26 protein-coding genes are annotated in these 22978 nt (G+C 53.5%); 8 read left to right on the forward strand and 18 right to left on the reverse strand.

Annotation, left to right across the window (positions count from 1 at the left end):
- Nucleotides 1–4 precede the first annotated feature (4 nt).
- Entirely contained in the window at nt 5–1039 is a 1035-nt protein-coding gene (locus AC2FNE_RS09925; RefSeq protein ID WP_496805299.1) for an NAD(P)/FAD-dependent oxidoreductase, read from the forward strand.
- On the opposite strand, the gene AC2FNE_RS09930 is transcribed toward AC2FNE_RS09925, so the two are convergent.
- The 5 genes from AC2FNE_RS09930 to AC2FNE_RS09950 all read right to left on the reverse strand — a co-directional run bounded on the left by AC2FNE_RS09930 (nt 1031) and on the right by AC2FNE_RS09950 (nt 4982).
- Nucleotides 1031–1843, reverse strand: a complete 813-nt coding sequence (locus AC2FNE_RS09930) for an HTD2 family dehydratase (RefSeq protein WP_170603293.1) — start codon at nt 1841–1843, stop codon at nt 1031–1033. The two genes, AC2FNE_RS09925 and AC2FNE_RS09930, sit on opposite strands and share 9 nt — an antisense overlap.
- A 43-nt stretch (nt 1844–1886) precedes the next feature.
- Nucleotides 1887–2429 carry an NADPH-dependent FMN reductase gene (locus tag AC2FNE_RS09935; protein WP_170603291.1) on the reverse strand — a complete coding sequence of 181 codons (543 nt, stop codon included), beginning with the start codon at nt 2427–2429 and terminating at the stop codon, nt 1887–1889.
- 122 nt (nt 2430–2551) lie between these two features.
- Nucleotides 2552–3223: a YiaD family glycine zipper/OmpA-like lipoprotein gene (locus AC2FNE_RS09940; RefSeq protein ID WP_170479168.1), complete on the reverse strand. Its 672-nt coding sequence runs from the start codon at nt 3221–3223 to the stop codon at nt 2552–2554.
- A gap of 118 nt (nt 3224–3341) precedes the next feature.
- Nucleotides 3342–4034: a helix-turn-helix transcriptional regulator gene (locus AC2FNE_RS09945; protein ID WP_170603290.1), complete on the reverse strand. Its 693-nt coding sequence runs from the start codon at nt 4032–4034 to the stop codon at nt 3342–3344.
- 300 nt (nt 4035–4334) lie between these two features.
- Nucleotides 4335–4982, reverse strand: a complete 648-nt coding sequence (locus tag AC2FNE_RS09950) for an RluA family pseudouridine synthase (protein WP_170603288.1) — start codon at nt 4980–4982, stop codon at nt 4335–4337.
- A gap of 97 nt (nt 4983–5079) precedes the next feature.
- Between AC2FNE_RS09950 and AC2FNE_RS09955 the strand changes: the two genes are divergently transcribed.
- Together AC2FNE_RS09955 and AC2FNE_RS09960 are read left to right on the forward strand one after the other, a co-directional pair.
- On the forward strand, nt 5080–5490 hold the full coding sequence (locus AC2FNE_RS09955; protein WP_170603286.1) for a nuclear transport factor 2 family protein: 411 nt from the start codon (nt 5080–5082) through the stop codon (nt 5488–5490).
- Nucleotides 5487–6203: an SGNH/GDSL hydrolase family protein gene (locus AC2FNE_RS09960; RefSeq protein ID WP_254442512.1), complete on the forward strand. Its 717-nt coding sequence runs from the start codon at nt 5487–5489 to the stop codon at nt 6201–6203. Before AC2FNE_RS09955 ends, AC2FNE_RS09960 begins: the two co-directional genes overlap by 4 nt.
- Here AC2FNE_RS09960 and rarD read toward each other — a convergent pair.
- From rarD to AC2FNE_RS10010, 10 genes are all read right to left on the reverse strand, one after another.
- Nucleotides 6194–7099 (reverse strand): EamA family transporter RarD, encoded by a 906-nt coding sequence (gene rarD / locus AC2FNE_RS09965; protein WP_170479175.1) that lies wholly within the window; start codon nt 7097–7099, stop codon nt 6194–6196. The genes AC2FNE_RS09960 and rarD overlap by 10 nt on opposite strands.
- A gap of 142 nt (nt 7100–7241) precedes the next feature.
- A complete protein-coding gene (locus tag AC2FNE_RS09970; RefSeq protein WP_496805300.1) occupies nt 7242–9695 on the reverse strand; it encodes a GcvT family protein in 2454 nt (817 codons plus the stop codon).
- Nucleotides 9696–9785: 90 nt separating this feature from the next.
- The gene (locus AC2FNE_RS09975) at nt 9786–10769 is read right to left on the reverse strand and encodes a GlxA family transcriptional regulator (RefSeq protein WP_170603280.1); all 984 of its coding nucleotides are present in this window, start codon (nt 10767–10769) and stop codon (nt 9786–9788) included.
- Nucleotides 10770–10779: 10 nt separating this feature from the next.
- A complete protein-coding gene (locus AC2FNE_RS09980; RefSeq protein ID WP_170603278.1) occupies nt 10780–11673 on the reverse strand; it encodes a homocysteine S-methyltransferase family protein in 894 nt (297 codons plus the stop codon).
- 12 nt (nt 11674–11685) lie between these two features.
- Nucleotides 11686–12738, reverse strand: coding sequence for a zinc-binding dehydrogenase (locus AC2FNE_RS09985; protein ID WP_217371819.1), 1053 nt, complete (start codon nt 12736–12738; stop codon nt 11686–11688).
- A gap of 10 nt (nt 12739–12748) precedes the next feature.
- Nucleotides 12749–13225: a cupin domain-containing protein gene (locus AC2FNE_RS09990; protein WP_170603276.1), complete on the reverse strand. Its 477-nt coding sequence runs from the start codon at nt 13223–13225 to the stop codon at nt 12749–12751.
- Nucleotides 13226–13243: 18 nt separating this feature from the next.
- On the reverse strand, nt 13244–15691 hold the full coding sequence (locus AC2FNE_RS09995; protein WP_496805301.1) for a GcvT family protein: 2448 nt from the start codon (nt 15689–15691) through the stop codon (nt 13244–13246).
- Between the two features lie 15 nt (nt 15692–15706).
- Nucleotides 15707–16087 (reverse strand): GFA family protein, encoded by a 381-nt coding sequence (locus AC2FNE_RS10000; protein WP_170603272.1) that lies wholly within the window; start codon nt 16085–16087, stop codon nt 15707–15709.
- 4 nt (nt 16088–16091) lie between these two features.
- Nucleotides 16092–16715, reverse strand: a complete 624-nt coding sequence (locus AC2FNE_RS10005; protein WP_170479189.1) for a LysE family translocator — start codon at nt 16713–16715, stop codon at nt 16092–16094.
- The gene (locus AC2FNE_RS10010) at nt 16715–17302 is read right to left on the reverse strand and encodes a helix-turn-helix domain-containing protein (protein WP_496805302.1); all 588 of its coding nucleotides are present in this window, start codon (nt 17300–17302) and stop codon (nt 16715–16717) included. Before AC2FNE_RS10010 ends, AC2FNE_RS10005 begins: the two co-directional genes overlap by 1 nt.
- Nucleotides 17303–17408: 106 nt before the next feature.
- Here AC2FNE_RS10010 and AC2FNE_RS10015 point away from each other — a divergent pair, with 106 nt between their 5' ends.
- Both AC2FNE_RS10015 and AC2FNE_RS10020 read left to right on the forward strand, forming a co-directional pair.
- Entirely contained in the window at nt 17409–17681 is a 273-nt protein-coding gene (locus tag AC2FNE_RS10015; RefSeq protein ID WP_496805303.1) for a DUF1294 domain-containing protein, read from the forward strand.
- A 97-nt stretch (nt 17682–17778) separates the two neighbouring features.
- Nucleotides 17779–18165, forward strand: a complete 387-nt coding sequence (locus AC2FNE_RS10020) for an SHOCT domain-containing protein (protein WP_170603264.1) — start codon at nt 17779–17781, stop codon at nt 18163–18165.
- Nucleotides 18166–18203: 38 nt separating this feature from the next.
- On the opposite strand, the gene AC2FNE_RS10025 is transcribed toward AC2FNE_RS10020, so the two are convergent.
- A complete protein-coding gene (locus tag AC2FNE_RS10025; protein ID WP_170603262.1) occupies nt 18204–18656 on the reverse strand; it encodes a GAF domain-containing protein in 453 nt (150 codons plus the stop codon).
- A gap of 86 nt (nt 18657–18742) precedes the next feature.
- Nucleotides 18743–19915 carry an acetyl-CoA C-acyltransferase gene (locus AC2FNE_RS10030; RefSeq protein WP_496773285.1) on the reverse strand — a complete coding sequence of 391 codons (1173 nt, stop codon included), beginning with the start codon at nt 19913–19915 and terminating at the stop codon, nt 18743–18745.
- Between the two features lie 100 nt (nt 19916–20015).
- On the opposite strand from AC2FNE_RS10030, the gene AC2FNE_RS10035 reads away from it, so the two are divergent.
- From AC2FNE_RS10035 to AC2FNE_RS10045, 3 genes are all read left to right on the forward strand, one after another.
- Complete coding sequence (locus tag AC2FNE_RS10035; protein WP_170479198.1) at nt 20016–20354, forward strand: STAS domain-containing protein; 339 nt, start codon at nt 20016–20018, stop codon at nt 20352–20354.
- 22 nt (nt 20355–20376) lie between these two features.
- A complete protein-coding gene (locus AC2FNE_RS10040) occupies nt 20377–20826 on the forward strand; it encodes an ATP-binding protein (protein WP_367648126.1) in 450 nt (149 codons plus the stop codon).
- Between the two features lie 213 nt (nt 20827–21039).
- Nucleotides 21040–22617: a gamma-glutamyltransferase family protein gene (locus tag AC2FNE_RS10045; protein WP_170603256.1), complete on the forward strand. Its 1578-nt coding sequence runs from the start codon at nt 21040–21042 to the stop codon at nt 22615–22617.
- Between the two features lie 34 nt (nt 22618–22651).
- Here the strand turns inward: AC2FNE_RS10045 and hspQ are convergent, their stop codons facing one another.
- Nucleotides 22652–22978, reverse strand: a complete 327-nt coding sequence (gene hspQ, locus AC2FNE_RS10050) for a heat shock protein HspQ (RefSeq protein WP_170479681.1) — start codon at nt 22976–22978, stop codon at nt 22652–22654.

Consider the following 22978-nt stretch of genomic DNA (forward strand, 5'->3'; position numbering starts at 1 on the left):
GGCAATGGTCGATGTCACTGTGCGCGGAGCAGGAATTTTCGGCCTGTCCATCGCCTGGACTTGCGCAAGACGCGGAGCAAAGGTGCAGGTGGTCGACCCCTTTGGCGCCGGGTCCGGGTCCAGCGGTGGCTTGGTCGGCGCGCTTGCCCCACATGTGCCGGAGAATTGGAATTCGAAAAAGGCCTTTCAGTTCGAAAGCCTGATAATGGCCGAAGCTTTCTGGGCCCAAGTTGAAGCCACCGGAGGGGTATCGGCAGGATACAGTCGATCGGGACGAATTCAGCCCATCCAGGACAAGCGAACGCTTGAACTTGCGCGCGCGCGGCAAAACTCGGCAAAAGAGCTTTGGGGCGGTCACGCAGAATGGCAGGTGAAATTGGTCACCGAATTGGGTACTTGGTGCCCGTCCAGCCCAACCGGATATGTGATCCACGACAACCTTAGCGCACGCATCCACCCGCGCAACTCGTGCTCGGCACTAGTGGCCGCACTGGGCGTCATGGGTGTTGACATCGTGCCAGAAGCATCAGACGCGGGCCGAGTTGTTCACTCGACAGGTCTTGGTGGGCTAGAAGAACTCAGTCAAGTTTTTGGAAAAACGGTGGGCAATGGCGTTAAAGGACAGGCGGCTTTGTTGCGTTTCGATGCAGGCGATGCACCACAGCTTTTTGTCGACGCTATTCATATCGTGCCGCACGCCGACGGAACTTTGGCTGTCGGATCGACGTCGGAACGAGACTACGACGAATCAAACAGTACCAACGAACTTTTGGATGAGGTAATTGACCGCGCCATGGGCGCCGTTCCGGTTTTACACGGGGCCGAGGTTATCGAACGCTGGGCCGGTGTCCGTCCTCGAAGTAAGAGCCGGGCGCCGATGCTGGGAGCGCATCCATTGCAAAAGGGACAGTTCATTGCCAATGGCGGCTTCAAAATCGGGTTTGGGATGGCCCCCAAAGTGGCCGAGGTAATGGCAGATCTGATGCTGGAGAATAACGACGCAATCCCGGACGAATTCCGCCCGTCGGCATCACTCTGACCGGGGAACCGCCTCTGCTTGCATACATTGGCGCCCGTCAGGGCCACGCACCCATAGGTTCCTGTCGTTACGGCACAACGTTGCGGATTCAAAATGCATTAATGCAGACGTGGCTCGAAATGAGAACTCGACCAATGATCCCATCAGTTCCGTCGCGAACAGCATCAGAAGCTGGGCCAAAAGCGGGCCATGCACCACGAGACCGTCGTAACCTTCTACATTCTTGGCATAGTCCAAATCATAGTGAATTCGATGGCCGTTGAACGTGAGTGCAGAGTACCTGAACAATATCGTTGAGTCGAACGCAACATCCTTGCCATCTGTTTCATCAATTCTGGCTTTGGGCGGCGTCGGTTTGGTTTCTGAATCCGCAGAGTCGTTGCGGTATACAAGGTCTTGCCATTCGGTCACGCACAGCTTTCCGCCCTGCCGCAATTCATGCCTGAGCGTTACAATGCCAAGTGGTCCGGTTCGCCCGGTTTTTGATTGAACATTTTCCAAAACAGTATGGCGTTCCGCTTCGACCCCAGCGATTAAGGGCACATCAAACCGCAAACGGCCACCTGCCCACATTCGCCTTGGTAATCCCATATCGGGGATCAAGCCGCCCCCAACCTTGGGATGCCCATCCCGACCCAATTCAGAAGGGGGGCTTGGTAACCAAAAATAGGCTTGATGAAAGAACGGCGGCAAAGGTGAACCGGACGCAATCGTTTCTTCTGCCGACAGCGTTGCTTGAAGCGCCGCTGCGCGTGCCGGGTCCAATATGTCGGTTCGAGTTTGTGTCTTCAGCTCCTTGGTCATACCGACACCCTAGGCAGCGTCACATGAGGGAACAAGCGTCTGTTCAGAAGCCAGCTTCAGCCCTAAGTTTTTCCATTAGGGTTCGAAGGCTTGCTTCGTAACGTGGGCTGCTCAATTTGCCATCTTCATCGAATTCGTTGGAACTGCTGGCCAAATGAATCTCCGGCCCTTGCAGAATGCGTGGCTGAAATGGAACCATGTATGCCCGTAGGATCATCTGGGCGCGCTCGCCCCCCGCACGACCGGCAGCGGCAGACATTACTGCCACCGGCTTATTCGCCCAAGGTTTGCCATCGGTTCTGCTGACCCAATCCAATGCATTTTTCAAAACGCCGGACGGGCCTTTATTGTATTCTGGCGTCGAAATTATCACGGCATGTGCATGGGAAATCTGGTCTGCAAGAGTTTGAACAGCAGCTGGGATTCCCTCGCCGTCTTCCAAATCACCGTCATAGAGAGGCAGGTTCAATTCTGCCTCGATAAATTGACCGGGTTGAAACAACCGGGCAGCCTCACGCAGCAACTTGCGGTTAGTAGCGTCCTGACGTAGCGATCCTGACAGGCCAAGTAGAATAGGTTCAGGCATAGGGTAGGCTCCGGCTTGGTATCAGCGGAAACTTAGTTCGAGTTTGGCCATTGCCAAACTCAAACCCACACATTCTCATAGGAAATGTCAAAACTGAACCTTACTGCTGCGTCCAACTCAAGTCAGGCGTTGCCGCTTGGCACAATAACAATTTCTACCCTACGATTCTGAGCCTTGCCTTCGGGTGTTAGGTTCGACGCGATCGGATTATTCTCACCCTGACCAATCGTAGTGATCCGGGAAAAGTTTACACCATTCGCTTGCAGAACGTCTGCCACCGCATTTGCACGGCGAACCGACAAATCCTGATTATAGGACGCTTCGCCATCGCTATCGGTATGGCCGACAATTTGAACGTTCGAATTTGGGTAGTTTACCAAATTCTGCCCGACCCTTGCCAGATCATCACGCAGCGCCGGGCGCACTGTCGAGCTGTCGGTGTCAAAAGTAATGTCGTTTGGAACAGTTACAATCAGACGGTCGCCAGCATTAACGATGGTTATCCCATCATTAGCTAATTGCTGCCTCAACTCTGCTGCTTGTTTATCCAACTGGTTGCCAATCAAAGCGCCCCCTGCTGCGCCTATGGCCCCTCCGGCCGCCGCGCCCAACAGAGGATTTGAATTGTTGGCGATTGCACCTACCCCAGCACCGACTATTCCGCCCAGAATCGCGCCTTGTTTGGTGTTTTGATTAGGGTCGCTGGGCAAACTGAGTGTGCCCGGATCCGTGCAGGCACCAAGTGCCATCGCTGAACACAGCCCTAGCGAAAGGACAAATTTGGAAATGGTCATGAAATCACCTTCTGCTCCGATACCCGTTCGTCGGGTTTGTTTCGTTGACCGCACTATAACATCGCAGCCGCATTAGGTCTCAAGCAACATATCGGTGAAATAGGCAAATACCCGCCAACTATGCAGCGTCAGAAGAATTCGTCGTTTGATTCTGTTCCTGCCAAATCGCGCGCAACGGCTCACCCTGTCCAAAAAAGTGATCTTCCAAAAGATCGCAAGACCAAATGCGGTCCGTTCGGAAATGGCGGAACCCATTTCTCAACTCACACCAGCCCGCAAGGATGGTGCACTCGATATGGTAAATAAGAGCCACAGGCCGAACGACCCGGTCCGTTCGAATTTCATCGGAGTTCTGATATGAGATTCGAATTTTTCGCTCTTTCCGAATAGCTTCACGATAGTTGGCCACCGGGACGCACCCATTTGCAGGATCGTCAATTGGCGTACCCCAAGGCGCAACCTGCAACCAATCTGACGGGGCACGCAGCGCTTCGATCTTGCGACAAACCCGGTCTGCGGCTTTTTGCAGAGTGCTGTCACCGGTGCGCGCCAGCATCGAAAGACCCACCCATAACGCTTCAACTTCTTCTGGATCGAAATTCAGCGGCGGCAGGTCATACCCGCGGCGCATCATGTAACCAACGCCTGCTTCGCCCTCGATTGGTGTGCGTTGGGCCTGCAGCGCGGCGATGTCGCGATAGACTGTGCGGACCGATATTTCCAGCTTTGCCGCCAGTTCTTCCGCTGTCACCGGGCCTTTTGATACGCGCAGAATTTGAATGATTTCAAACAAACGGGTCGAACGACGCATCTCAGTCTCCTTGCGATCTCCTGACACTTTAGCACAACCCCCTGACAGCGGGGTGTCAGGAGGGTTACGGCAGGTTCCAATTGACGTCAGATCAAGGAGGACCACAATGCCAAGCCGCGACAACCATGTAATGATGAAACTAAAACTTGGCCGTTGGTCGCAACATCGCGCACCGCGAGGTTTTGAAATTGAAAGCGAGATTGCTTCTGTCCGGCATTGCGAAAACACTCAACCCAAGAGGCGGAAGCGGCTCTTTTCCCTGAGAAATTTCAAGGCAATTTGGCCAGGTCGGGCCTTAGGTCAAAAATCGGCAGTTGCCCGAAACCTCATTGCGATTCCGCCTTCGGGGTTTTTGAGACGTAATTCTTCGGAATGAAGCATAAGGCGCGGGAAATTTCGCGCCGCTCCTTCTGCATAGAATGGATCACCGAGTATCGGGTGCCCGACAGCTTGCATGTGAACACGCAACTGGTGAGATCTGCCGGTTTGAGGAAAGAGCCGAATACGGGTGGTGCCATCCTCGTATCGAACAACACGCCAATCGGTGACAGCTGGTTTGCCGGTGTCATGGCAGACCTTCTGAAGCGGGCGGTTCGGCCAATCGACGATCAGTGGCAAGTCCACTGTACCTGTCCTTTCGGCGACACGGCCCCAAACCCGTGCGATATAGGTCTTTCGAGTTTGACGTTTCTCGAACTGTAACCCCAGATGGCGCTGCGCATGAGGCGTCTGAGCAAAAACCATAACGCCTGACGTGTCCCGATCCAGCCTATGAACAAGCAGTGCCTGGGGAAAAGCGGCCTGCACTCTTGTCAGCAAGCAATCAGCCAAATGTTCTCCCCGCCCTGGAACCGACAACAGACCAGAGGGTTTGTTGACCACTAACAGTTGCGAATCCTCATGCAGAACGTCCAGGGGCTTATTCGGGGGATCGTATGTTTCGCTCATGCTTGTCTGCCTATCGCAGGCACCAACCTCCCGCAACGTCGTCCTTGCCTGCGCAATGGGCATAGGCAACTCTGGCACCAAAATTTTCGGAGACGAGATGCACCCTACGATCGAACAAATGCAAATGGTGGTCGCAAAAGGCGATGAAAGCCAAATTGCAGATTTATTGGCGGAAGATGTGCGATTTTTACCGCCAACATATTACAAAACCTGGACAGGACGCGTGCCAGTTGCTGCTGTGCTTAGCCATGTCGGTCAGGTATTCTCCGGCTTTCAGTATCGCCGGATTATGGGCGGTGGCAAAGACTGGGCGCTCGAGTTCCAATGCAAGGTTGGCGAACTGAATGCAGTCGGGGTCGATCTTATCACACTCAACGATGATGGCCTGATTCAAACGTTCGAAGTCGTCATGCGCCCATACAAAACTGTCGGCGCGTTGCGTGAAGCCATTATGGCGCGTGTGATGCAAGACCCCAGATTTTTAGATTTCAAAGATGCTCTAAGTTGAAAGTTCCCGGCCTCATGGATGCCGACCGGATTTTGCGGATTCCGCTGCTGCCAGTTTTGGCTGTTCAGGCTTTGCATGTCAGACGCAATGCACAACGACTTCCCGAGCCGATTGGACCACGCAAAGGGCGCGAAGGTCATGGGCCGCGATTAAGGTTGCTCATCGCTGGGGACAGTTCGGCCGCAGGGGTTGGGGTCGATTATCAAAGTCAGGCGCTTTCTGGTCAACTGGTCTCCAGGTTAGCCCGCCAATACTGTGTCGAGTGGAGGCTTGAGGCTACGACAGGACATACGACACAGGACACACTGAACAGGCTACAGAATTTGGACGCTACCTTTGATGTCGTGGTGACGGCTTTGGGTGTAAACGATGTGACGCGGCTTGTTTCCCAGCGAAAGTTTGCAAATCTACAGACCCGCTTGCTGAACCATTTATCAAAAAAATTAGGTGCGCGTCACGTCGTTGTCACCGCGGTACCACGGATGGAGCGATTTCCAGCCCTACCTCAGCCACTGGCTTGGGTTCTTGGACGACAGTCGTCGCGGCTTGATCAAAGTCTACAATGTCTTATAAAGGATTTTCCGGGCGCACTTCACTTACCGTTGGATTTTCCAGATGACCCGACACTGGCTGCAGCTGACGGGTATCACCCCAGCCCAAAGGCTTATCAACTATGGGCGGAAGCAGTTGCTAATCTGCTCCGTCAAGCCTGATTCCGCAGCTTTCGGATCATAGGAAGCGTGTAAACGACCAAGGCCGCCCAGATCAAAGGGAATGCAATCATCCTGCCGCGGTCGATTTGTTCGCCAAACACGAAGACAGCAGTAACAAAAATCATTGTTGGCGCAATGTATTGCAAAATTCCCATGGTCGATAACCTGACCATTTTTGCTCCGTTAGCATAAATTAACAACGGCACAGCTGTGACAACCCCGGCACCCACCAAAAGCATAGTGTCAGAAGCCACAGGGCCGAAATGGCCTTCTCCCTTTGCGCCAAGCCATGTGACATATAGCAACGCTGGGATCAGGAGGATCAGAACTTCCAGAAGAAATCCCTGATTGGGACCTATCGGAAGGGAGCGTTTAAAGAAGGCGTAAAAGCCCCAACTGAACATCATACCTAGTGCAGCCCATGGAATATTACCGGCTTCAAGTATCAAAACCAACACGCCCGTCGCTGCCAATCCGACGGCCACCAATTGCGTGCGATTAAGTGGCTCGCGCAGAAGAAGCGCCCCTAGCGCAATACTAAATAGCGGGTTGATATAATAACCCAGTGCAGCATCCACAGCATTTCCTGTTGCAACCGCCCAAACGAATATGGCCCAATTTATGGAAATCAGCGTTGCTGTAAGGCAAGCCATTCCCAACATACGCGGGCTTCGTAAAGCAGCTTTCAAATCTTTTGTCCGCCCAAGAGCCACAAGCAAAAGCCCGGCCAAAGGAACTGACCAAATGACCCGATGCGCCACGACTTCAACCGGTCCAATGTGATCCATTGCCTTCATGTACAATGGAAGGAAACCCCACAGAAAGTAAGCCGTCACCGCAAGAGCAAGCCCCTTTGGTGTATCCGTATTTTGGGGGCTTGTCGTGATGTCCGCCATAATGGGTCTCCGGCTTATACCGGATGTCTTTACGTCAGTTCAGGCAGGTTATTAAACCACCAAAAGCGTGAAGAAACCCATCAAATATTTTGATGGGCCTGAAGAAAAGGGCGAAATAGCGCTATTCCTCTAGGTACTTAGATTATATCTTTACACGCTCAGATTTCGGATCGTACATCGGCTTGAGAGAAGCTTCGGCTTTAACTTTGACACCACACACATCGATTTCGTATGTGGATGCCAAAACGTCCGCAGGCTTCTCGCCTTCGCATGGTACATAGCCAAGACCAACGGCTCCGCCTAACGTGTGACCATAATTTCCCGAGCTTAGATAACCAACGTACTCTCCGTCTCGGATGATAGGTTCGTTGTGGAAGAGCAAAGGTTCAGGATCGGTCAGTTTGAATTGCACAAGGCGGTTTTTGGGCCCGCTATCCTTTCTGGAAATCACTGCTTCGCGCCCGATGAAGTCACTGCCCTTGTCCACCTTGACGGCAAAGCCGAGACCTGCATCGACGACATGATCCTCGCAGGTAATATCATGGCCGAAATGGCGGAACCCCTTTTCGATGCGGCAACTGTCCATCATGTGCATACCGCAAAGCTTGAGCCCAAAATCTTGCCCAGCCTGGTGCAAAGTCTCGAAAACGTGGCCCGCCATATCGGCGGAGACATAGATTTCCCAGCCAAGTTCACCCACGTAAGTCACGCGATGTGCACGAGCCAACCCCATGCCGATTTCGATTTCCTGCGCCGTGCCGAACGGGTTTGTCGCATTGGAGAAATCGTTTGGTGAAACTTTTTCCAACAGTTTCCGGGCATTTGGGCCCATAACGGCCAATACTCCTTCGCCTGCGGTAACATCAGTGACAACCACATTGAAATCCCCAATATGGCGCATCATCCAAGTCTGATCAGCCAGCCGAGTCGCGGCGGGTGTGACAACCAGATAGGCGTTTTCAGATAGGCGGGTCACGGTCACATCCGCCTCAATACCGCCCGCGCGGTTGAGAAACTGGGTATAGACGATCCTGCCATTCGGCACCGAATAATCGCCGCCACCGACATAGTTCATGAACGCTTCGGCATCGGGACCGTCAACGCGGATCTTGCCAAACGATGACATGTCGTACATGCCCACATTTTCGCGCACGGATTTGTGTTCCGCAGCCGAGTTCTCGAACCAATTCTGGCGTTTCCAGCTGTACTGGTATTCCGGCTTCTGCCCCTTGCTCGCAAACCAGTTGGCGCGTTCCCAACCCGCCAGTTCACCCATGACCGCCCCATGTTCTAGCAAGTGGTGGTGGAACGGTGTCCGGCGCACACCGCGCGCCGTTACCTTCTGGCGGTAAGGAAAGTGATCAGCATAGAGAAGACCCAATGTCTCTTTCGAGCGTTCGAACAGATACTGTTTGTTACCTTGGAACGGTTGCATCCGGCTGATATCCACGTCACCCAGATCAAATGGCTTTGCGCCCGTATCCATCCACTCGGCCAGAGCCATTCCTGCGCCACCTGCGGACTGGATACCAATCGAGTTAAAACCTGCCGCGACCCAAAAATTATCCATCTCTGGCGCAAGCCCCAAGTGATATGCATCATCTGGAGTAAAGCTTTCGGGGCCATTAAAAAAAGTGTGAATACCAGCCTCTGCAAGCATAGGCATACGGTTACATGCAGCTTCGAGTATCGGTTCGAAATGATCGAAATCTTCGGGTAGCTGATCGAATTCAAACGTTTCCGGGATACCTTTCATTGCCCACGGCTTGGCATTGGGCTCAAATGCACCCAACAGAATTTTACCGGCGTCTTCTTTGTAATAGGCGCATTCATCGGGGACGCGAAGTACCGGCAATTGCGTAAGACCGTCAATGCTCTCGGTTACGATGTAAAAATGTTCGCAGGCATGAAGCGGGACATTGACCCCCGCCATCCGGCCGACCTCATGACCCCACATACCAGCGCAGTTCACCACCATGTCGCATTCAATGTGGCCTGATGCGCTGCCATCGTCCGCTACCCAGTCCACACCCGTAACTTTGCGGCCCTGCTTAACAATATCGGTGACCTTGACGCGTTCCTTAACGATCCCACCTCGTTGACGCGCACCTTTGGCCAGTGCCAGCGCAATGTTCGCTGGGTCGCCCTGGCCGTCCAAGGTCAGGTAGACGGCACCCTTGACACCATCAAGGTTCAAATGCGGGTACAACTCTTGTACGCGATCGTTGGAAATCTCCTCGACTTCAACTCCAAACGCACGCGCCATGGCAGCCTGACGGTAAATCTCTTCCTTACGCTCTTCGGTCAGGGCAACAGTGATCGAACCGCATCGCTTGAACCCGGTTGCGACGCCAGTTTCTTCTTCAAGCGAGCCATAAAGTTCCTGACTGTATTTCGCCAGTTTAGTCATGTTCGCAGTTGCGCGGAGTTGCGCAATCAGACCTGCCGCATGCCACGTGGTGCCACTAGTTAACTGCTTGCGTTCCAACAGAACTACATCATCCCAGCCCTTTTTGGTCAGATGATAGGCTACCGAGCATCCGATCACACCGCCACCGATGATGACCACCCGGGCCTTTTGAGGAAGTTCAGCCATTGTTGATGACTCCGATTTTTCAGGTTTTGCCCAAACTGACATGAAAGACCGACAAACGATGTACAGAAAGCGTCACAAAAGTCGCGAAAATCACCTTGGCGATGACCGTCGCTTTTCGCGCCTCAAGGCAAAAGGTGTCACGCCAAAAAAGCTTTTGTAAACAGACGAAAACCCGTTCGGAAACCCGCATGCCAAGCCGATTTCACGAACGCTCATTGTTGTGTTCAAAAGCAAGTTGTTGGCTTTTGCCAGTCGCATTTCGCGGTAGAACCCGTTCGGAGTGGTTCCAAAGAAGGATTTGAACTTTCGTTCCAGCGACCGATTTGACAGGTTTAGCATGTCAACGATCTCGTTTATTGCCAATGGATCTTCGATATTCGCCTGCATCAGCTTTATGCATTCATCCAGTTTTGCATCCCCAGTGGCAGTGTTTTTAAAGCCCGAAAAAGGTTGGAGGGAAGAAAAATCCCGGATGCTCTCGTGCAGCATAATATCGGCCACTGTCATTTTGGCAGGGCCCGAGATGTGGCGGCCAATAACGGCCAAAGCGACATCGGTTGTCGCTTCCATTCCAGCACATGTAACAACGGGGCCAAGTTCAGTGGCGATCGACAGTTTAGCCTCAAACCTGGCGCCTCGCTCGCGAAGAAAAGAGGCGTTCTCCCAATGGGTTGCCATTTCAGCAGTGCCGTGTTCATCGATGTACCGGCTGGCGGCTTCGGCCAGCAAAAACACCTGTGCCCCGCTATAAGTGTAATTCGAAACTATTCGCCCCAAAGACAACTCTGGCTGATCCGGATCTGAATTGCCTATCACAAACAAGTAACTTGCGTTCGGCCTGTTCGAAATCGGCTCGGTCGGAACGGTTGCGTTACTGCTGCTTCCAACTGGCCCCCCCTTATGCGATCGATAGGTATAGCTGAAAGGCGGATGTGGACAGACGCGATTGCCAAGGCGAAGAACCTCAACCAGCGACGCGAACTCCAACAAAACGAACCCCTGCGCGACCATAATGTCAAAGTGAATTTGTCCACCGGGTCCTTGCTGGTTGTCGGATGTCGCGTTGGATTGCATTCCGGTCCTTTCAGACGATCCTGTGACCGGTTTCTTGCAAACGTTTCGCTATTGCTTCGATATGGTCTGGTCCCACCTCGCAGCAACCGCCAACAATTGTTGCCCCCTGATCGACCCATTTCATTGCATGCTCTGCGTATGTTTCCGGACCAAGGTCGACACGTCGTTCCAATGCGTCAACGGTCGGGGCGTCCTGAAGAAATTCTTGAGAAATACCGGTGAACCCGTTCGCATAGGCACCATATGGCAATTTCATAGAGGCCAGAATATCCAATGCCGTGGGGATCGCTTCGGGACGAGAACAATTTATCAAAAGCGCCTGTGGTGCGTATTGTTCTACCAAAGGTGCAATGTCGGCAAGTGGTTCACCAGATCGCAGCAGTGCGCCATCATCATCCATAACTGACAAGGCTAGCCAAACAGGTTTGCCGCAACGTGCTGTACCTCGCAATGTTCCTTCGCCTTCAAGCAAAGAGGACACGGTTTCGATGAGGAACAGATCGACACGATCCACCATCAGTCGAACCAGTTCTGAAAATTTGTCCGCTGCCTCATCAGGATCGGGCTTCAGATCTGGCCGATATGTTGCCAGCAATGGGCCAAGTGAACCCGCAATTCGGGCCTTCGCACCCTTACGCGCGTGCTCGGCCTGCAAAAGCGCTGCATCAACCAACGCAGAAAGTTGATCTTCCAGCCCGACCCGTTCCAATCGCGAACGATGCACTGCGTAAGTATTGGTTGTCGCAATCGTCGCGCCTCGGCGAAAGTATTCCTCGTGTACTTCCCGCACCAACTCCGGGTGGTCCATCATCACACGCGTGGACCAGAGCGGTGTTGGCTTGTCCCCGCTGCGTTTAACCAATTCCTGCCCAATCGAGCCGTCCAGAAGCGTGATGTCTGCCATTTATCCGTCTCCTCAGGGAACCAAAACCAATTTTCCCGGCAAGGTCTTTGATTGGAAATCCACTTGAGCAAGCGCGATATCGCGAAGTGGATAGGTTTTTGAAATCAGAGGCTTTACCCGTCCGGAATTCATCAATTCAACCAAGCGGCCGAATACATCAAACTCTTGATGCGTACAGCCGTGAATCGTGATGTCCCGCAGATATATATCGCGTAAGTCAGCCTGTATTATCGGACCTGCGATTGCTCCGGAAACGGCATAGTGCCCACCGGGTCGAAGCGCTTGGATCAGGCCAGGCCAGGCTGGACCTCCCACGACATCTATCACGACATCAAAAGCATCAGCTGGCAGAGACGCGTCGCGGTCATAGGTGTCAATGGCCCCCTGTTGCTTGACCACATTCGCTTTGGTCGAACTCGTAACCCCTGAAACCGTTGCTCCCCGTAGCGTCGCCAACTGAACCGCGGCAAGACCGACACCCCCGGACGCACCAGTAATTAGGACGTTGTGCCCTGCAGTAACTCTGGCACGCGTAAGCAAATTCTCGGCGGTACCAAACGCACACGGTATTGCCGCGATTTCAATATCCGAAAGAGGGGAACTACTGACGTCATACAAATCATTGGCCTCGACCAGGCAATATTGGGCAAACGCGCCGTCCATCTCGGACCCGAGCGCGATAAATCCGGTAGGATTGCCGGGACGCGAACGTGGCAAGTTGATCGGGCACGTAACTCGCTGGCCGGGTTCGAACCCTGTCTCTGGTCCGGCTATTTCAACTATTCCGCAAAGATCGCCTCCCTGAATTCGCGGAAAGTTCAGGGAACCGCCCCAACCGCCGGCCTCGACGTCCTGTTCCACATCTTCGGTCGCGCCAGTTACCTCCGAAGAATACCATCCAATCCGCGTGTTGATATCGGTGTTGTTCACTCCGGCCGCAGCAACTCGAACCAGCACTTGCCCCTTGTCCGGTGTCGGTACTGGAATGTCGTCGCGCCATTCCAAAGCTTCTGGACCACCGTGGCGGGTCAGGAACACACCTGACATGGTTTTTGGAATTGCCATTGTTACACCTTTAGTCTTGATCGTCGGGGTGAGGCGGAACCGGTCCCATTGGTACGATGTCATAGCGTGCGTTCAGCGCCGCCACTTTAGCCTCGTCAGCAAAATCGGTCTCGGTCATAGTCGCCAGCTCGGCAAGAAATCCATCGAAACCAGAAGGTTGAAATATCATCAACATCCTTGCCGGTGCCCCTCCAGCTACGCGGCACGCGTGTGGGACACCAGGTGGAACATGGATGGTTGTACCCGTCGTGCATCGATGCCAGTCGCCATCAACATAAAAATCCACCTCACCCTCCAAAAAATAGAAGGTTTCTGCATGGCTGTCATGGCGATGAAGGCCCAGCGCAAAGCTGGCCTTCAAGTTATCCTCCATGAGCGTATATACACCATCGGTATCCTGACCCGACACCTTTACAAATGTGTGGTCGTTTTCCCAATCATAATTGGGACCCTCTCCGGGTCCCAATTTCGCATATCTTTTACTCATGGCCTTCTCCGAGAGAGGTTACGCTCGCAACCGCTCGTTTTCAGGATCCCAAAGCGGTTGATCCTGCTCTACCACAGCGCGGTGCTTTTCGCCGTAGATTTCTACCTCAAGCTCGGTGCCCGGGTTTGCAAGCTCGGACTTGATCATGCCAAGTGCGATTGACTTTCCGACACGATAGCCCCATGCGCCAGACGTTGTTTCGCCCACGATTTCACCATTTTGCCAGATGCACGACATGTAAGGTGCGTCGCAATCACCCGCGTCTACCGTCAAAGTAACGAATGCCTTTTTCACACCCTGCTGCTTTTCGTTCAGGATCGCGGCCTTGCCTGGGAAGTTTTGCGGCTTATCCAGCTTTACGAACCTTTCCAGCCCGCCTTCCAACAAAGAATAATCTGTGCTCAGGTCGCCTTTCCACGCGCGGTAGCCTTTTTCGATACGCAACGAGTTCAATGCATACATTCCAAAAGGCTTGGCTCCCGCATTGATGATTTCGTTGTAGATTTCCGGCATATGCTCGTTAAGAGCGTGCACTTCCCAACCCAATTCACCCGCAAAAGAAACGCGGATCAGATAAGCCGGCTGGCCAGCCACCGTTGCCGACTGGTGCGTCAACCATCCAGAGGTCAAATCGGCATCTGTCATTTCCGATAGTATTTCGCGGGACTTGGGCCCCGTGACAATCAAAGTGTCCCGGGTTGTGGTTACATCCTCAATCGATACGCCCTGAGGCATTGCACCGGTAAGGATATCGCGATCATGCCACTGAGCGGTTGCAGCGGTGATCATGACAAACTCATCTTCGCCAAGTCGAATGCAAGACATCTCTGTCAGGATACGGCCCCGTTCATCAGCGATATAAATCAGGTTCATACGGCCAATTTTAGGCAATCCCCCCGTTGCCAGAGATCGAAGAGCCTCCGCCGCACCCTCACCCTTGACAATGAACCGTGAGAAACCCGGCAGATCCAAAACTCCGCAGTGATCGCGGACGGCTTCACACTCCTCCTTGATGCGCTGTTCCCACGGCCCTGAACGACCCCAGGTATGCGTCACATCAAGCGAAGTATCGTCGCCCGGTTTCGCGAACCAGTTGGCGCGTTCCCAGCCATTATATGCGCCCATTACGCCACCAAGCTCTTTGACTTTGTCATGAACGGGCGAAAGTTTCTTGTCGCGGGCTGCAGGCCATTCATGATGGGGGAAGTGCATGGCGTATTCGTTGCCATAAACCTCCATGCCTTTTTTGTTGCAGTAGTCCTGATCCGTATAGTCGGTGTAGCGGCGCGGATCGACCGCCCACATGTCCCATTCTGTCGCGCCATCGACGATCCACTCGGCCAGTACCTTTCCTGCACCACCGCCCTGCGCGATCCCAAAAGTAAAGGTGTGCGCTTCGAACGCGTTCTTCACACCCGGCATCGGGCCAATCAGCGGAAGGCCATCCGGCGCATATGGGATCGGGCCGTTGATCACCCGCCCGACGCCCGAAGTCGCCATAAGCGGCACTCTTTCCATCGCGTCAGTGACTATGTCCTCGATGCGGTCCAGATCGTCGTTCCACAGTTGGAAGCTGAAATCGTCGGGCATTGGATCATCGTCGGTCATCCAATGGCCTTTGCAATTGGGCTCATAAGGGCCAAGGTTGAAGCCGTTCTTCTCTTGCCGCAGGTAATACGAGATATCCACGTCGCGCAGAAGAGGCAGCTTGCCGCCATTTTCCTTTGACCACGCCTCGACTTCCGGGATTTCATCGGTAAGCAGGTACTGGTGACTCATGACCATCGCGGGCACGGTGCGACCGCCAAATGGCTTGAACCATTCTCCGACGCGCTGGGCGTAGTAACCAGCTGCATTCACCACATAGTCACAATCAATGTCACCCTTGTCCGTGTGAACAGTCCATGTGCCATCGTCATGCTGCGTCACGCCAGTCGCCGGGCAAAAGCGAATAATTTTCTGGCCTAAATCCCTCGCACCCTTGGCAAGTGCCTGGGTCAACTGCGCGGGGTCGATGTCACCGTCGGTGGGATCGTACAATACGCCCTCAAGGTCGTGAGTTTCAAGAAACGGATAACGCTCCTTGGCCTCTTCCGGCGTCCACATCTCCATTGGGATTCCCTGATAACGGCCCATGGACATGGCGCGCTCGAATTCTTGCATCCGTTCTTTACTGTGCGCCAGTCGGATCGAACCCGAAACGTGGTAGTTCATAGGGTAATCGACCTCTTCAGCCAAACGTGAATACAGCTCGGTCGAATACCGCTGCATGTTCATGATCGCCCATGAGGTCGAGAAAGTCGGCACATTGCCAGCCGCGTGCCAGGTTGAGCCTGCGGTCAACTCATTCTTTTCCAGCAGAACGCAATCTGTCCAACCCTTCTTGGCCAGATGGTACAGCGAAGAAGTCCCCACTACTCCGCCACCTATGATAACCACGCGGGCTTTTGTCGGAAAATCACTCATTGCTTTTGATCCCTGTTAATGTGCCCGTTGGGGCAAGTCGTCCGTGATGTCGTAATAATCGCCCTTATCGGCGACAAAGATGTGCTTTGAGAGCATTAGGCCCGTAGGCGCGCTAAGCGCGCCCATGGAAATTGAAATCGTGTCCTCGTCATTGTGCTGCCAAAACAGGAACGAGCCACAAGCGTTGCAAAAACCGCGTCTAGCGCTGTCTGATGCGCAAAACCACTGCAGCGTGTCATTGGCGGTAAAGTTCAGGTTGTTTTGATCAGTCCAGGTCGAGGCCCAGACATGACCAGATTGCTTGCGGCATTGACCACAATGGCAAACTGACGGTGGCGATAGATTTCCGTCAATCGTGAACGCAACCGCGCCGCACAGGCAAGATCCATTGTGCATGAAGCTACCCCCTTGTTGCTGGCGCGGAACTGGCACCCAGCAACACGCCGTATAAAATAAAGCAGGCCGCCATTATCCGGCGGACCCAGACGTTGAACACCGCTCCTAGTGCTGCCTTGCCCATCAAAGCGCCCAGCAAAGTAAACCCCGTGTAGCTGAGCGTTGTAATGACCAGAGCGGTGGGCATGATCACCACCATCTGCTGCCAGATTGGGACGTCCGGCTGCACAAACTGCGAAAAGGCGGCAAGATATCCTGCAACGCTTTTGGGGTTTATCGTCGCCACCGCCAACGCGTGCAGATAGACATGCCGTGCGGGTCGTTCGCTGGCTGGTGCGGGCTTAGTCGCGTTCATCCAACCGCGTATGCCGACCCAGATCAAAAATCCCGCTCCAACAAGTTTGGCGATAAAAAAACCAGTTGGGGAGGCCGCAATCAGGGCGGTAATACCCACCGCCGACAGGACCAAAAACGCGCTAGCCTGTGTCAGGATCGCCAGTACCCCAAGCATGGCCTTTGAAAAGGGCAAGCTCATCCCATTCGATATACAATTTACTGCATTCGGCCCGGGGGTCGTAACAAATACCACCCAGAACAGCGCAAATATCGTCCAGGCATCAAAACTCATTAATACACCGGGGGCGCGATAACCCAGACTGCGACAGCGGGCTCATCATAAGGGTTTTCCCATCGATAAGGTTCATTTTTTATTCGAAAACTGTCGCCGCTCCCAACGGTGAAGCGATGCTGTCCGATAGTCAAATCAAGACGGCCGGACACCATGTATCCCATTTCCTGCGTCGGCCTGTCAGCCGGGGTCTGCATTCTGGAATGTGGCTCAAAGGTAGAATGCACCATTTCAAAATCGTCAGTTAGGTCCGGAGAGAGCAATTCTTCGATTAGTCCTTCTTTTCCCGAACCCATTGGCCGACGCGTACCTGACCGAACGACATAACCCTGCTCGTTTGCTGGCGCAGCCGAATGGGCAAAAAGCATCGACATTGGGACATCTAGGCATTCCGCGATCTGGCGCAGATCCGAAATCGAAGGATCTGACAAATCTCGTTCTACTTGACTGAACCAACCAACCGACCGTTCCAAGCGCGTCGAAATCTCGGTCAGCGTCAAACCACGCGCCTTTCGCAGGGCGCGGATGTCAGCCCCGAGTGTCGCTTTTTGAGGCGCTTGACTATTCACCGGCTTTCCGAATCTCATGAAAAAACTGTGCTTAATTTCACGATGGCGCGAAATGCTGAAAAATCCAAGCTTTTTTTCATTTGCAGTCGCGGGTTGCCGCAGCTAAGCGTCGCGTATGTGGATTATGATAACCTATCTGTGGGCGATCAACTGCCTGACATTATTAGCTTTCGGCTTTGATAAATTACGTGCCCTTCGCCGCAAACGGCGAGTTTCCGAAAAACGTTTGTTATTGTTGGCAGCCCTCGGAGGAAGTTTGGCCGCTTTGTTGGGAAGTTGGATTTTCTCCCACAAAACACGAAAACGCGGATTCTCCGCGATTCTGTTAATGATAGTTGTCCTTCAAGGCGCGGCGGTCTTCCTACTAATTACTCAGGGCGTGCCCCAAATCAGTTGATTGCCGTATTTTTCCCCATCGCGCGCAGCGGCTGTTACAATGGCGTGATCTCTGTGTTTTCATGGATTTCAATGCTCAATAGAGGGGTGGATGAAAAATGGACAATGGTATCGGGTTTTTTGACATAGTTTGGTCGATCTTCTGGCTGTTCCTGATGGTCGCTTGGTTCTGGGTAATGATAAGCGTGGTCGCGGATGTGTTTCGCTCCAAAGACCTTAGTGGATTTGCCAAGGCCGTCTGGATCGCTTTTGTGATTCTGATCCCGTGGCTCGGTGTCCTGGCGTACCTGATCGTACGCGGCGACAAGATGCATGAACACAATGTGCAAGCAATGAATGACATCGAACAGGCGCAAAAGGATTACATCCGCTCTGTGGCTTCAGTTTCAGCGGCCGACGAACTTGAACGCCTTTCGGCGTTAAAGGAAAAGGGCGTCCTGACCGAAGAAGAGTTCGCCTCTCAAAAAGCCAAAATTTTGGGATAAACAAACGAAAACCGGCAGGGCAATTGCGCTGCCGGATTTCACCTTGCGAAGACATCTTTGAGAATCAAATCCAGTGACCGGGCATCCTGCTCAGTGAAAGCATCTGGTTGGTCGCTGTCTATGTCGAACACGGCGATGATGTCCCCTTCTGAATTCTGCACAGGTATAACCAACTCGGATCGCGTCGACGATGCACATGCGATGTGTCCCGGAAAGGCCTCTACGTCCGCTACAAGTTGCACCTTTCCAGTTCGTGCCGCCGCACCACAGACACCCCGATCAAACGGTATTACCAAACATCCATGCCCACCCTGATAAGGGCCGATTTTCAGCAGTTCCGGTTCAGTGACGCGATAGAACCCAGTCCAGTCGAAACGGTCATCAGAGTGATGCACTTCGCATGAGATCGTTGCCATCAAGGCGATCTGGTCGGACTCACCATCCGTCAGAGCGGCTATGGTCTTAGCCAAAGTGTCGTAGTCAACTATCATATTGCACTCAGTTTCAAAAATCCGGGACGCAGTGCTCCGATTGTGCTGCGCCAATCGTACCGCATTATTTTGTATCCCCTAACGCGTCAAACGCGTTCGATTGCAATTGCTGTGCCCTCTCCTCCACCGATGCAGATGGCGGCAACGCCTCGCTTGAGGTTGTGCGACTCCAAGGCATTCAGCAGGGTTACCATAATCCGGGCTCCGGACGCTCCGATCGGGTGACCCAGTGCACAAGCACCTCCGTTCACATTAACTATGTCACGAGGCAGGCCCATTTCGTGCATAAAGGCCATTGGGACGACAGCGAAGGCTTCGTTGACTTCCCATAGATCCACGTCCTCTTTGTCCCAGCCAATGCGATCCAGAAGTTTTTTTGCTGCCGGAACTGGTGCCGTGGTGAATAGACCTGGTGCCTGCGCATGGCTGGCATGTCCAAGAACACGTGCGCGAACACTTAGCCCACTGGTTTCTGCCGTCTCCGCCGAGGTTAGAACCAACGCTGCGGCACCATCAGAGATTGACGAGGAATTGGCCGCCGTCACCGTTCCGTCTTTGCGAAAAGCCGGCTTCAGCGTGGGAATTTTCTCAGGCCGTGCTGATTTGGGTTGTTCGTCCGAATCTATCGTGACGTCACCCTTTCTTGAGCGTACGGTCACTGGGGAAATTTCACGGTCGAAGGCACCACTTTCTTGCGCGGCCAATGCGTTTGAAAGGGAACGTAAGGCATATTCATCCTGCGCCTCGCGCGTGAACTGATAGGACTCGGCACAGTCTTCGGCAAAGGTTCCCATCAACCGGCCCTTGTCATATGCATCTTCCAGTCCGTCAAGAAACATGTGGTCAACGACCTGACCATGACCGATCCTCGCACCGCCGCGCATTTTGGGCAGGAGGTAGGGTGCATTCGTCATGCTTTCCATTCCGCCGGCGACAATCGTTTTGACCTGTCCCAGCGCGATCTGGTCAAACGCGATCATGGCCGCCTTCATTCCTGAACCACACATTTTATTCAGTGTCGTCGCGGGGACTTCTTCCGTCAGACCAGCTGCAAACCCAGCCTGACGAGCTGGGGCTTGACCTTGCCCGGCAGGCAGAACACAACCCATCAGAACTTCGTCAACGACCTGTGCGCCAGCATCGTCCAGCGCTGCGCGGATCGCAGTCCCGCCCAGTTCAGCCGCAGGGACACCTTCGAACATGCCCTGAAACCCACCCATTGGTGTTCGCGCGGCTCCTGCAATCACTACGTCTTTCATTTGATGCCTCCCTCCGATTTTCACTTCTTGGATACCGAATGGTAAGAATTGCCGTCTAGCGTATTTCTACGATCCGCTACCAACAAAAGGGCAGGTATCCATGGGGCTCAGCAGCAGAACGACTGAAGGCACGCAGATCATCACTGTCCAATGCGACCGCATCGATGCCGCCATGGCCATCCAGTTCAAAGAAGACATGCGCGCGGAAACCGAAAATGACACCCGACGCGTTATTTTGGACTTATCCAATGTGGAATTTATTGATTCCAGCGGACTCGGGGCCATCGTAGCGTCGATGAAGCAATTGGGTGACGAACGTCGGCTTGATCTGGCAGGCCTGCACCCTGTTGTTGAAAAAGTCTTCAGATTGACCCGCATGGATACCGTGTTCAAACTCTTTAATTCTTTGGACGAAGCTCTGTCGGCAGGTTCAAACTGACCTCTGTCAGGAGTGGGGAGTCGTGAAGCATAACTGCGAACAAGACAGCATGGAACTAAGCTTCCCGGCGACCGAGGTCGAAGCCAGTGTTGGCATCGCAAAGCTACGTAACCAACTGACGGCACATGGATTGCCTGCGGCGCGCGCCGACGATGTCAAAATCGCTCTGGCAGAGGCAATTAACAACGTAGTGGAACATGCCTATGCCGGCATGCCACCAGAAACAGTACATATTAATTGCATGATGTGCCGGGAAACGCTGGAGGTTCGTATCGAGGACACTGGTCATCCGATGCCAGGACTGAAACCACCTGACGGAAAACCACCTGTGATTGGGAACATTCGGCAGGATTTGCCTGAAGGTGGGTTCGGTTGGTTCCTGATTCACCAGCTGGCCAGTAAAATCAAATACGAAAGGCATAAAGGATACAATCGGCTGAGCCTTTGGTTCGACTTCCCAAAATCAGCCTGAATGGCCTCAAATGGTCACAATAACGCCCAGATCGCACCATTGTCGCGCCGCAAACGAACGCGATTAATAAGGTGTAGCTCAGATAGCTTCCCTCGGCGCCAAGCGTCACAGCCCCCACCCAGTGAACGGCGCCGAGGACCTCTCTCCCCCGACATCATTGGAAAATCCTCTTCGCGGTCTTAGTGTGTGCCCGATACGAAAGGGAATGACTTCATGCGTGACTTGCATTTGCCGGGCCGATCCTCAGTTCTGGCGACTGAGGGGATGTGTGCCACATCGCATCCGTTGGCGGCCAAAGTGGCATTGGACATTCTGGCTCGTGGCGGGAATGCGATGGACGCCGCAATCGCCGGCGCCGTTTTGTTGGGCATCTGTGAACCGCAGATGACTGGCCTAGGTGGGGATTGCTTTGTTCTGTTCAACCGTGCAGGCGAAAACACGGTACGCGGGTTAAATGGTTCAGGCCGGGCACCTGCGGGTGCAAATGCTGAGACTTTGCGGGTTAGCGGAATGACTTCGGTTCCTTTGTCCAAACCCGATGCCGTAACTATCCCCGGAGCTGTGGATGCATTTTGCCACCTATCCAAGACCGAAGGGCGGCTTGGCTTGGATGAAATCCTTCAACCAGCCATTCACTACGCCGAAACAGGCGTGCCCGTAGCCCCACGCGTCGCCTTCGATTGGACCCAAGCCGAAACAACTTTGCAGGGCGTCGCTCGCAAATACTATCTTCTGGACGGCGTCGTTCCAAAGGTTGGTCAGTTATTTCGTGCACCAAAGCAGGCAGAGGTTTTGCGCCGAATCGCCCGCGATGGGCGCGATGCGTTTTATTCCGGAGAAGTTGCCGAGGATATGGTTGACGCGCTAGTCGCGCGAGGTGGCAAACACCAGGTCCAAGACTTTGTCTCTGTTCAATGCGATGAAACTGTACCGGTCAGCACCGAATATGGTGGGTTCGAACTGTTAGAACATCCCCCGAATGGTCAAGGAGCCACAGCGCTTTTGCTGTTGAACATTCTGAGCCACTTCGATGTGTCAATGATGGACCCATGGGGCACAGAACGCCTGCACCTGGAGGCTGAAGCCACCAAACTTGCCTTTGATGCACGTAATCGATTTATCGCCGATCCCGACTATTCAGCGAGAATCGAGCATTTTTTGGCCCCTGAAACTGCAGCGCGACTGGCAGCACTAATCGATCCCAAACGTGCCATGCCGGCCCCGGCCCTGCTGACCGAGGCGATACATAAAGATACAGTCTATATCACCGTGGTCGACCGGGACCGCATGGCGGTGTCGCTGATCTATTCAATCTACCACAGTTTTGGCTCGGGGATCGCATCCGAGAAATTCGGTATCTTATTTCAGAACCGAGGCGCAGGGTTTACTCTGACACCCGGACACCCAAACGAACTTAGCGGTGGAAAGCGACCGATGCATACGATCATTCCCGGTATGGTGCGCAACGACGACAAGGTTTTGATGCCCTTTGGTGTTATGGGAGGCGCTTACCAGCCAACGGGTCATGCGCGCTTTCTATCGAACCTCACCGATTTTGACTTTGACGTTCAGCACAGCGTGGACGCACCGCGTGCCTTTGCCGATGGAAACATTCTGAAAGTCGAGCGAGGCTACCCTGACAGTGTTCGGCTACAATTGACGGACATGGGCCACAATGTTGAAGTTCCCAAAACACCGCTTGGGGGCGCCCAGGCGATACGAATTCGCGACGACGGGGTTCTGGAAGGCGCAAGCGACCCGCGAAAGGACGGTTGCGCCCTTGGATTTTGACAGCTTAGGCCCTTCGGCCATTAAAGCTCAAAGATCAATTTAATTGAAAGTGCAGCGGATAAGATCCGTCCTGAAAAGGGCCAAACATATTTGGAATATCGGGGTGGTCCACAGGTTCACCGGACTGGTCTTCGATCAAATTTTGTTCTGAAACATAAGCAACATAGAAGGATTGATCGTTTTCCGCCAGCAAGTGGTAGAACGGCTGATCTTTCACAGGCCTGCTGTCCTCGGGGATGGCCTCATACCATTCCTCCGAGTTCGCGAATTCCGGATCTACGTCAAAAATCACCCCTCTAAAAGGATGTCTGCGATGTCGAACCACCTGGCCCAGGCGGTACTTAGCTTGTGTCTTTAACAT

This window comes from Ruegeria sp. YKSD179, assembly GCF_059612885.1.

What these genes read in the sequence shown, in the direction of transcription:
- AC2FNE_RS09925 (WP_496805299.1), top strand. Translation starts at nt 5, where the DNA reads ATGGTCGATGTCACTGTGCGCGGAGCAGGAATTTTCGGCCTGTCCATC.
- AC2FNE_RS09930 (WP_170603293.1), bottom strand. Translation starts at nt 1,843, where the DNA reads ATGACCAAGGAGCTGAAGACACAAACTCGAACCGACATATTGGACCCG.
- AC2FNE_RS09935 (WP_170603291.1), bottom strand. Translation starts at nt 2,429, where the DNA reads ATGCCTGAACCTATTCTACTTGGCCTGTCAGGATCGCTACGTCAGGAC.
- AC2FNE_RS09940 (WP_170479168.1), bottom strand. Translation starts at nt 3,223, where the DNA reads ATGACCATTTCCAAATTTGTCCTTTCGCTAGGGCTGTGTTCAGCGATG.
- AC2FNE_RS09945 (WP_170603290.1), bottom strand. Translation starts at nt 4,034, where the DNA reads ATGCGTCGTTCGACCCGTTTGTTTGAAATCATTCAAATTCTGCGCGTA.
- AC2FNE_RS09950 (WP_170603288.1), bottom strand. Translation starts at nt 4,982, where the DNA reads ATGAGCGAAACATACGATCCCCCGAATAAGCCCCTGGACGTTCTGCAT.
- AC2FNE_RS09955 (WP_170603286.1), top strand. Translation starts at nt 5,080, where the DNA reads ATGCACCCTACGATCGAACAAATGCAAATGGTGGTCGCAAAAGGCGAT.
- rarD (WP_170479175.1), bottom strand. Translation starts at nt 7,099, where the DNA reads ATGGCGGACATCACGACAAGCCCCCAAAATACGGATACACCAAAGGGG.
- AC2FNE_RS09970 (WP_496805300.1), bottom strand. Translation starts at nt 9,695, where the DNA reads ATGGCTGAACTTCCTCAAAAGGCCCGGGTGGTCATCATCGGTGGCGGT.
- AC2FNE_RS09975 (WP_170603280.1), bottom strand. Translation starts at nt 10,769, where the DNA reads ATGCAATCCAACGCGACATCCGACAACCAGCAAGGACCCGGTGGACAA.
- AC2FNE_RS09980 (WP_170603278.1), bottom strand. Translation starts at nt 11,673, where the DNA reads ATGGCAGACATCACGCTTCTGGACGGCTCGATTGGGCAGGAATTGGTT.
- AC2FNE_RS09985 (WP_217371819.1), bottom strand. Translation starts at nt 12,738, where the DNA reads ATGGCAATTCCAAAAACCATGTCAGGTGTGTTCCTGACCCGCCACGGT.
- AC2FNE_RS09990 (WP_170603276.1), bottom strand. Translation starts at nt 13,225, where the DNA reads ATGAGTAAAAGATATGCGAAATTGGGACCCGGAGAGGGTCCCAATTAT.
- AC2FNE_RS09995 (WP_496805301.1), bottom strand. Translation starts at nt 15,691, where the DNA reads ATGAGTGATTTTCCGACAAAAGCCCGCGTGGTTATCATAGGTGGCGGA.
- AC2FNE_RS10000 (WP_170603272.1), bottom strand. Translation starts at nt 16,087, where the DNA reads ATGCACAATGGATCTTGCCTGTGCGGCGCGGTTGCGTTCACGATTGAC.
- AC2FNE_RS10005 (WP_170479189.1), bottom strand. Translation starts at nt 16,715, where the DNA reads ATGAGTTTTGATGCCTGGACGATATTTGCGCTGTTCTGGGTGGTATTT.
- AC2FNE_RS10010 (WP_496805302.1), bottom strand. Translation starts at nt 17,302, where the DNA reads ATGAGATTCGGAAAGCCGGTGAATAGTCAAGCGCCTCAAAAAGCGACA.
- AC2FNE_RS10015 (WP_496805303.1), top strand. Translation starts at nt 17,409, where the DNA reads ATGATAACCTATCTGTGGGCGATCAACTGCCTGACATTATTAGCTTTC.
- AC2FNE_RS10020 (WP_170603264.1), top strand. Translation starts at nt 17,779, where the DNA reads ATGGACAATGGTATCGGGTTTTTTGACATAGTTTGGTCGATCTTCTGG.
- AC2FNE_RS10025 (WP_170603262.1), bottom strand. Translation starts at nt 18,656, where the DNA reads ATGATAGTTGACTACGACACTTTGGCTAAGACCATAGCCGCTCTGACG.
- AC2FNE_RS10030 (WP_496773285.1), bottom strand. Translation starts at nt 19,915, where the DNA reads ATGAAAGACGTAGTGATTGCAGGAGCCGCGCGAACACCAATGGGTGGG.
- AC2FNE_RS10035 (WP_170479198.1), top strand. Translation starts at nt 20,016, where the DNA reads ATGGGGCTCAGCAGCAGAACGACTGAAGGCACGCAGATCATCACTGTC.
- AC2FNE_RS10045 (WP_170603256.1), top strand. Translation starts at nt 21,040, where the DNA reads ATGCGTGACTTGCATTTGCCGGGCCGATCCTCAGTTCTGGCGACTGAG.
- hspQ (WP_170479681.1), bottom strand. Translation starts at nt 22,978, where the DNA reads ATGTTAAAGACACAAGCTAAGTACCGCCTGGGCCAGGTGGTTCGACAT.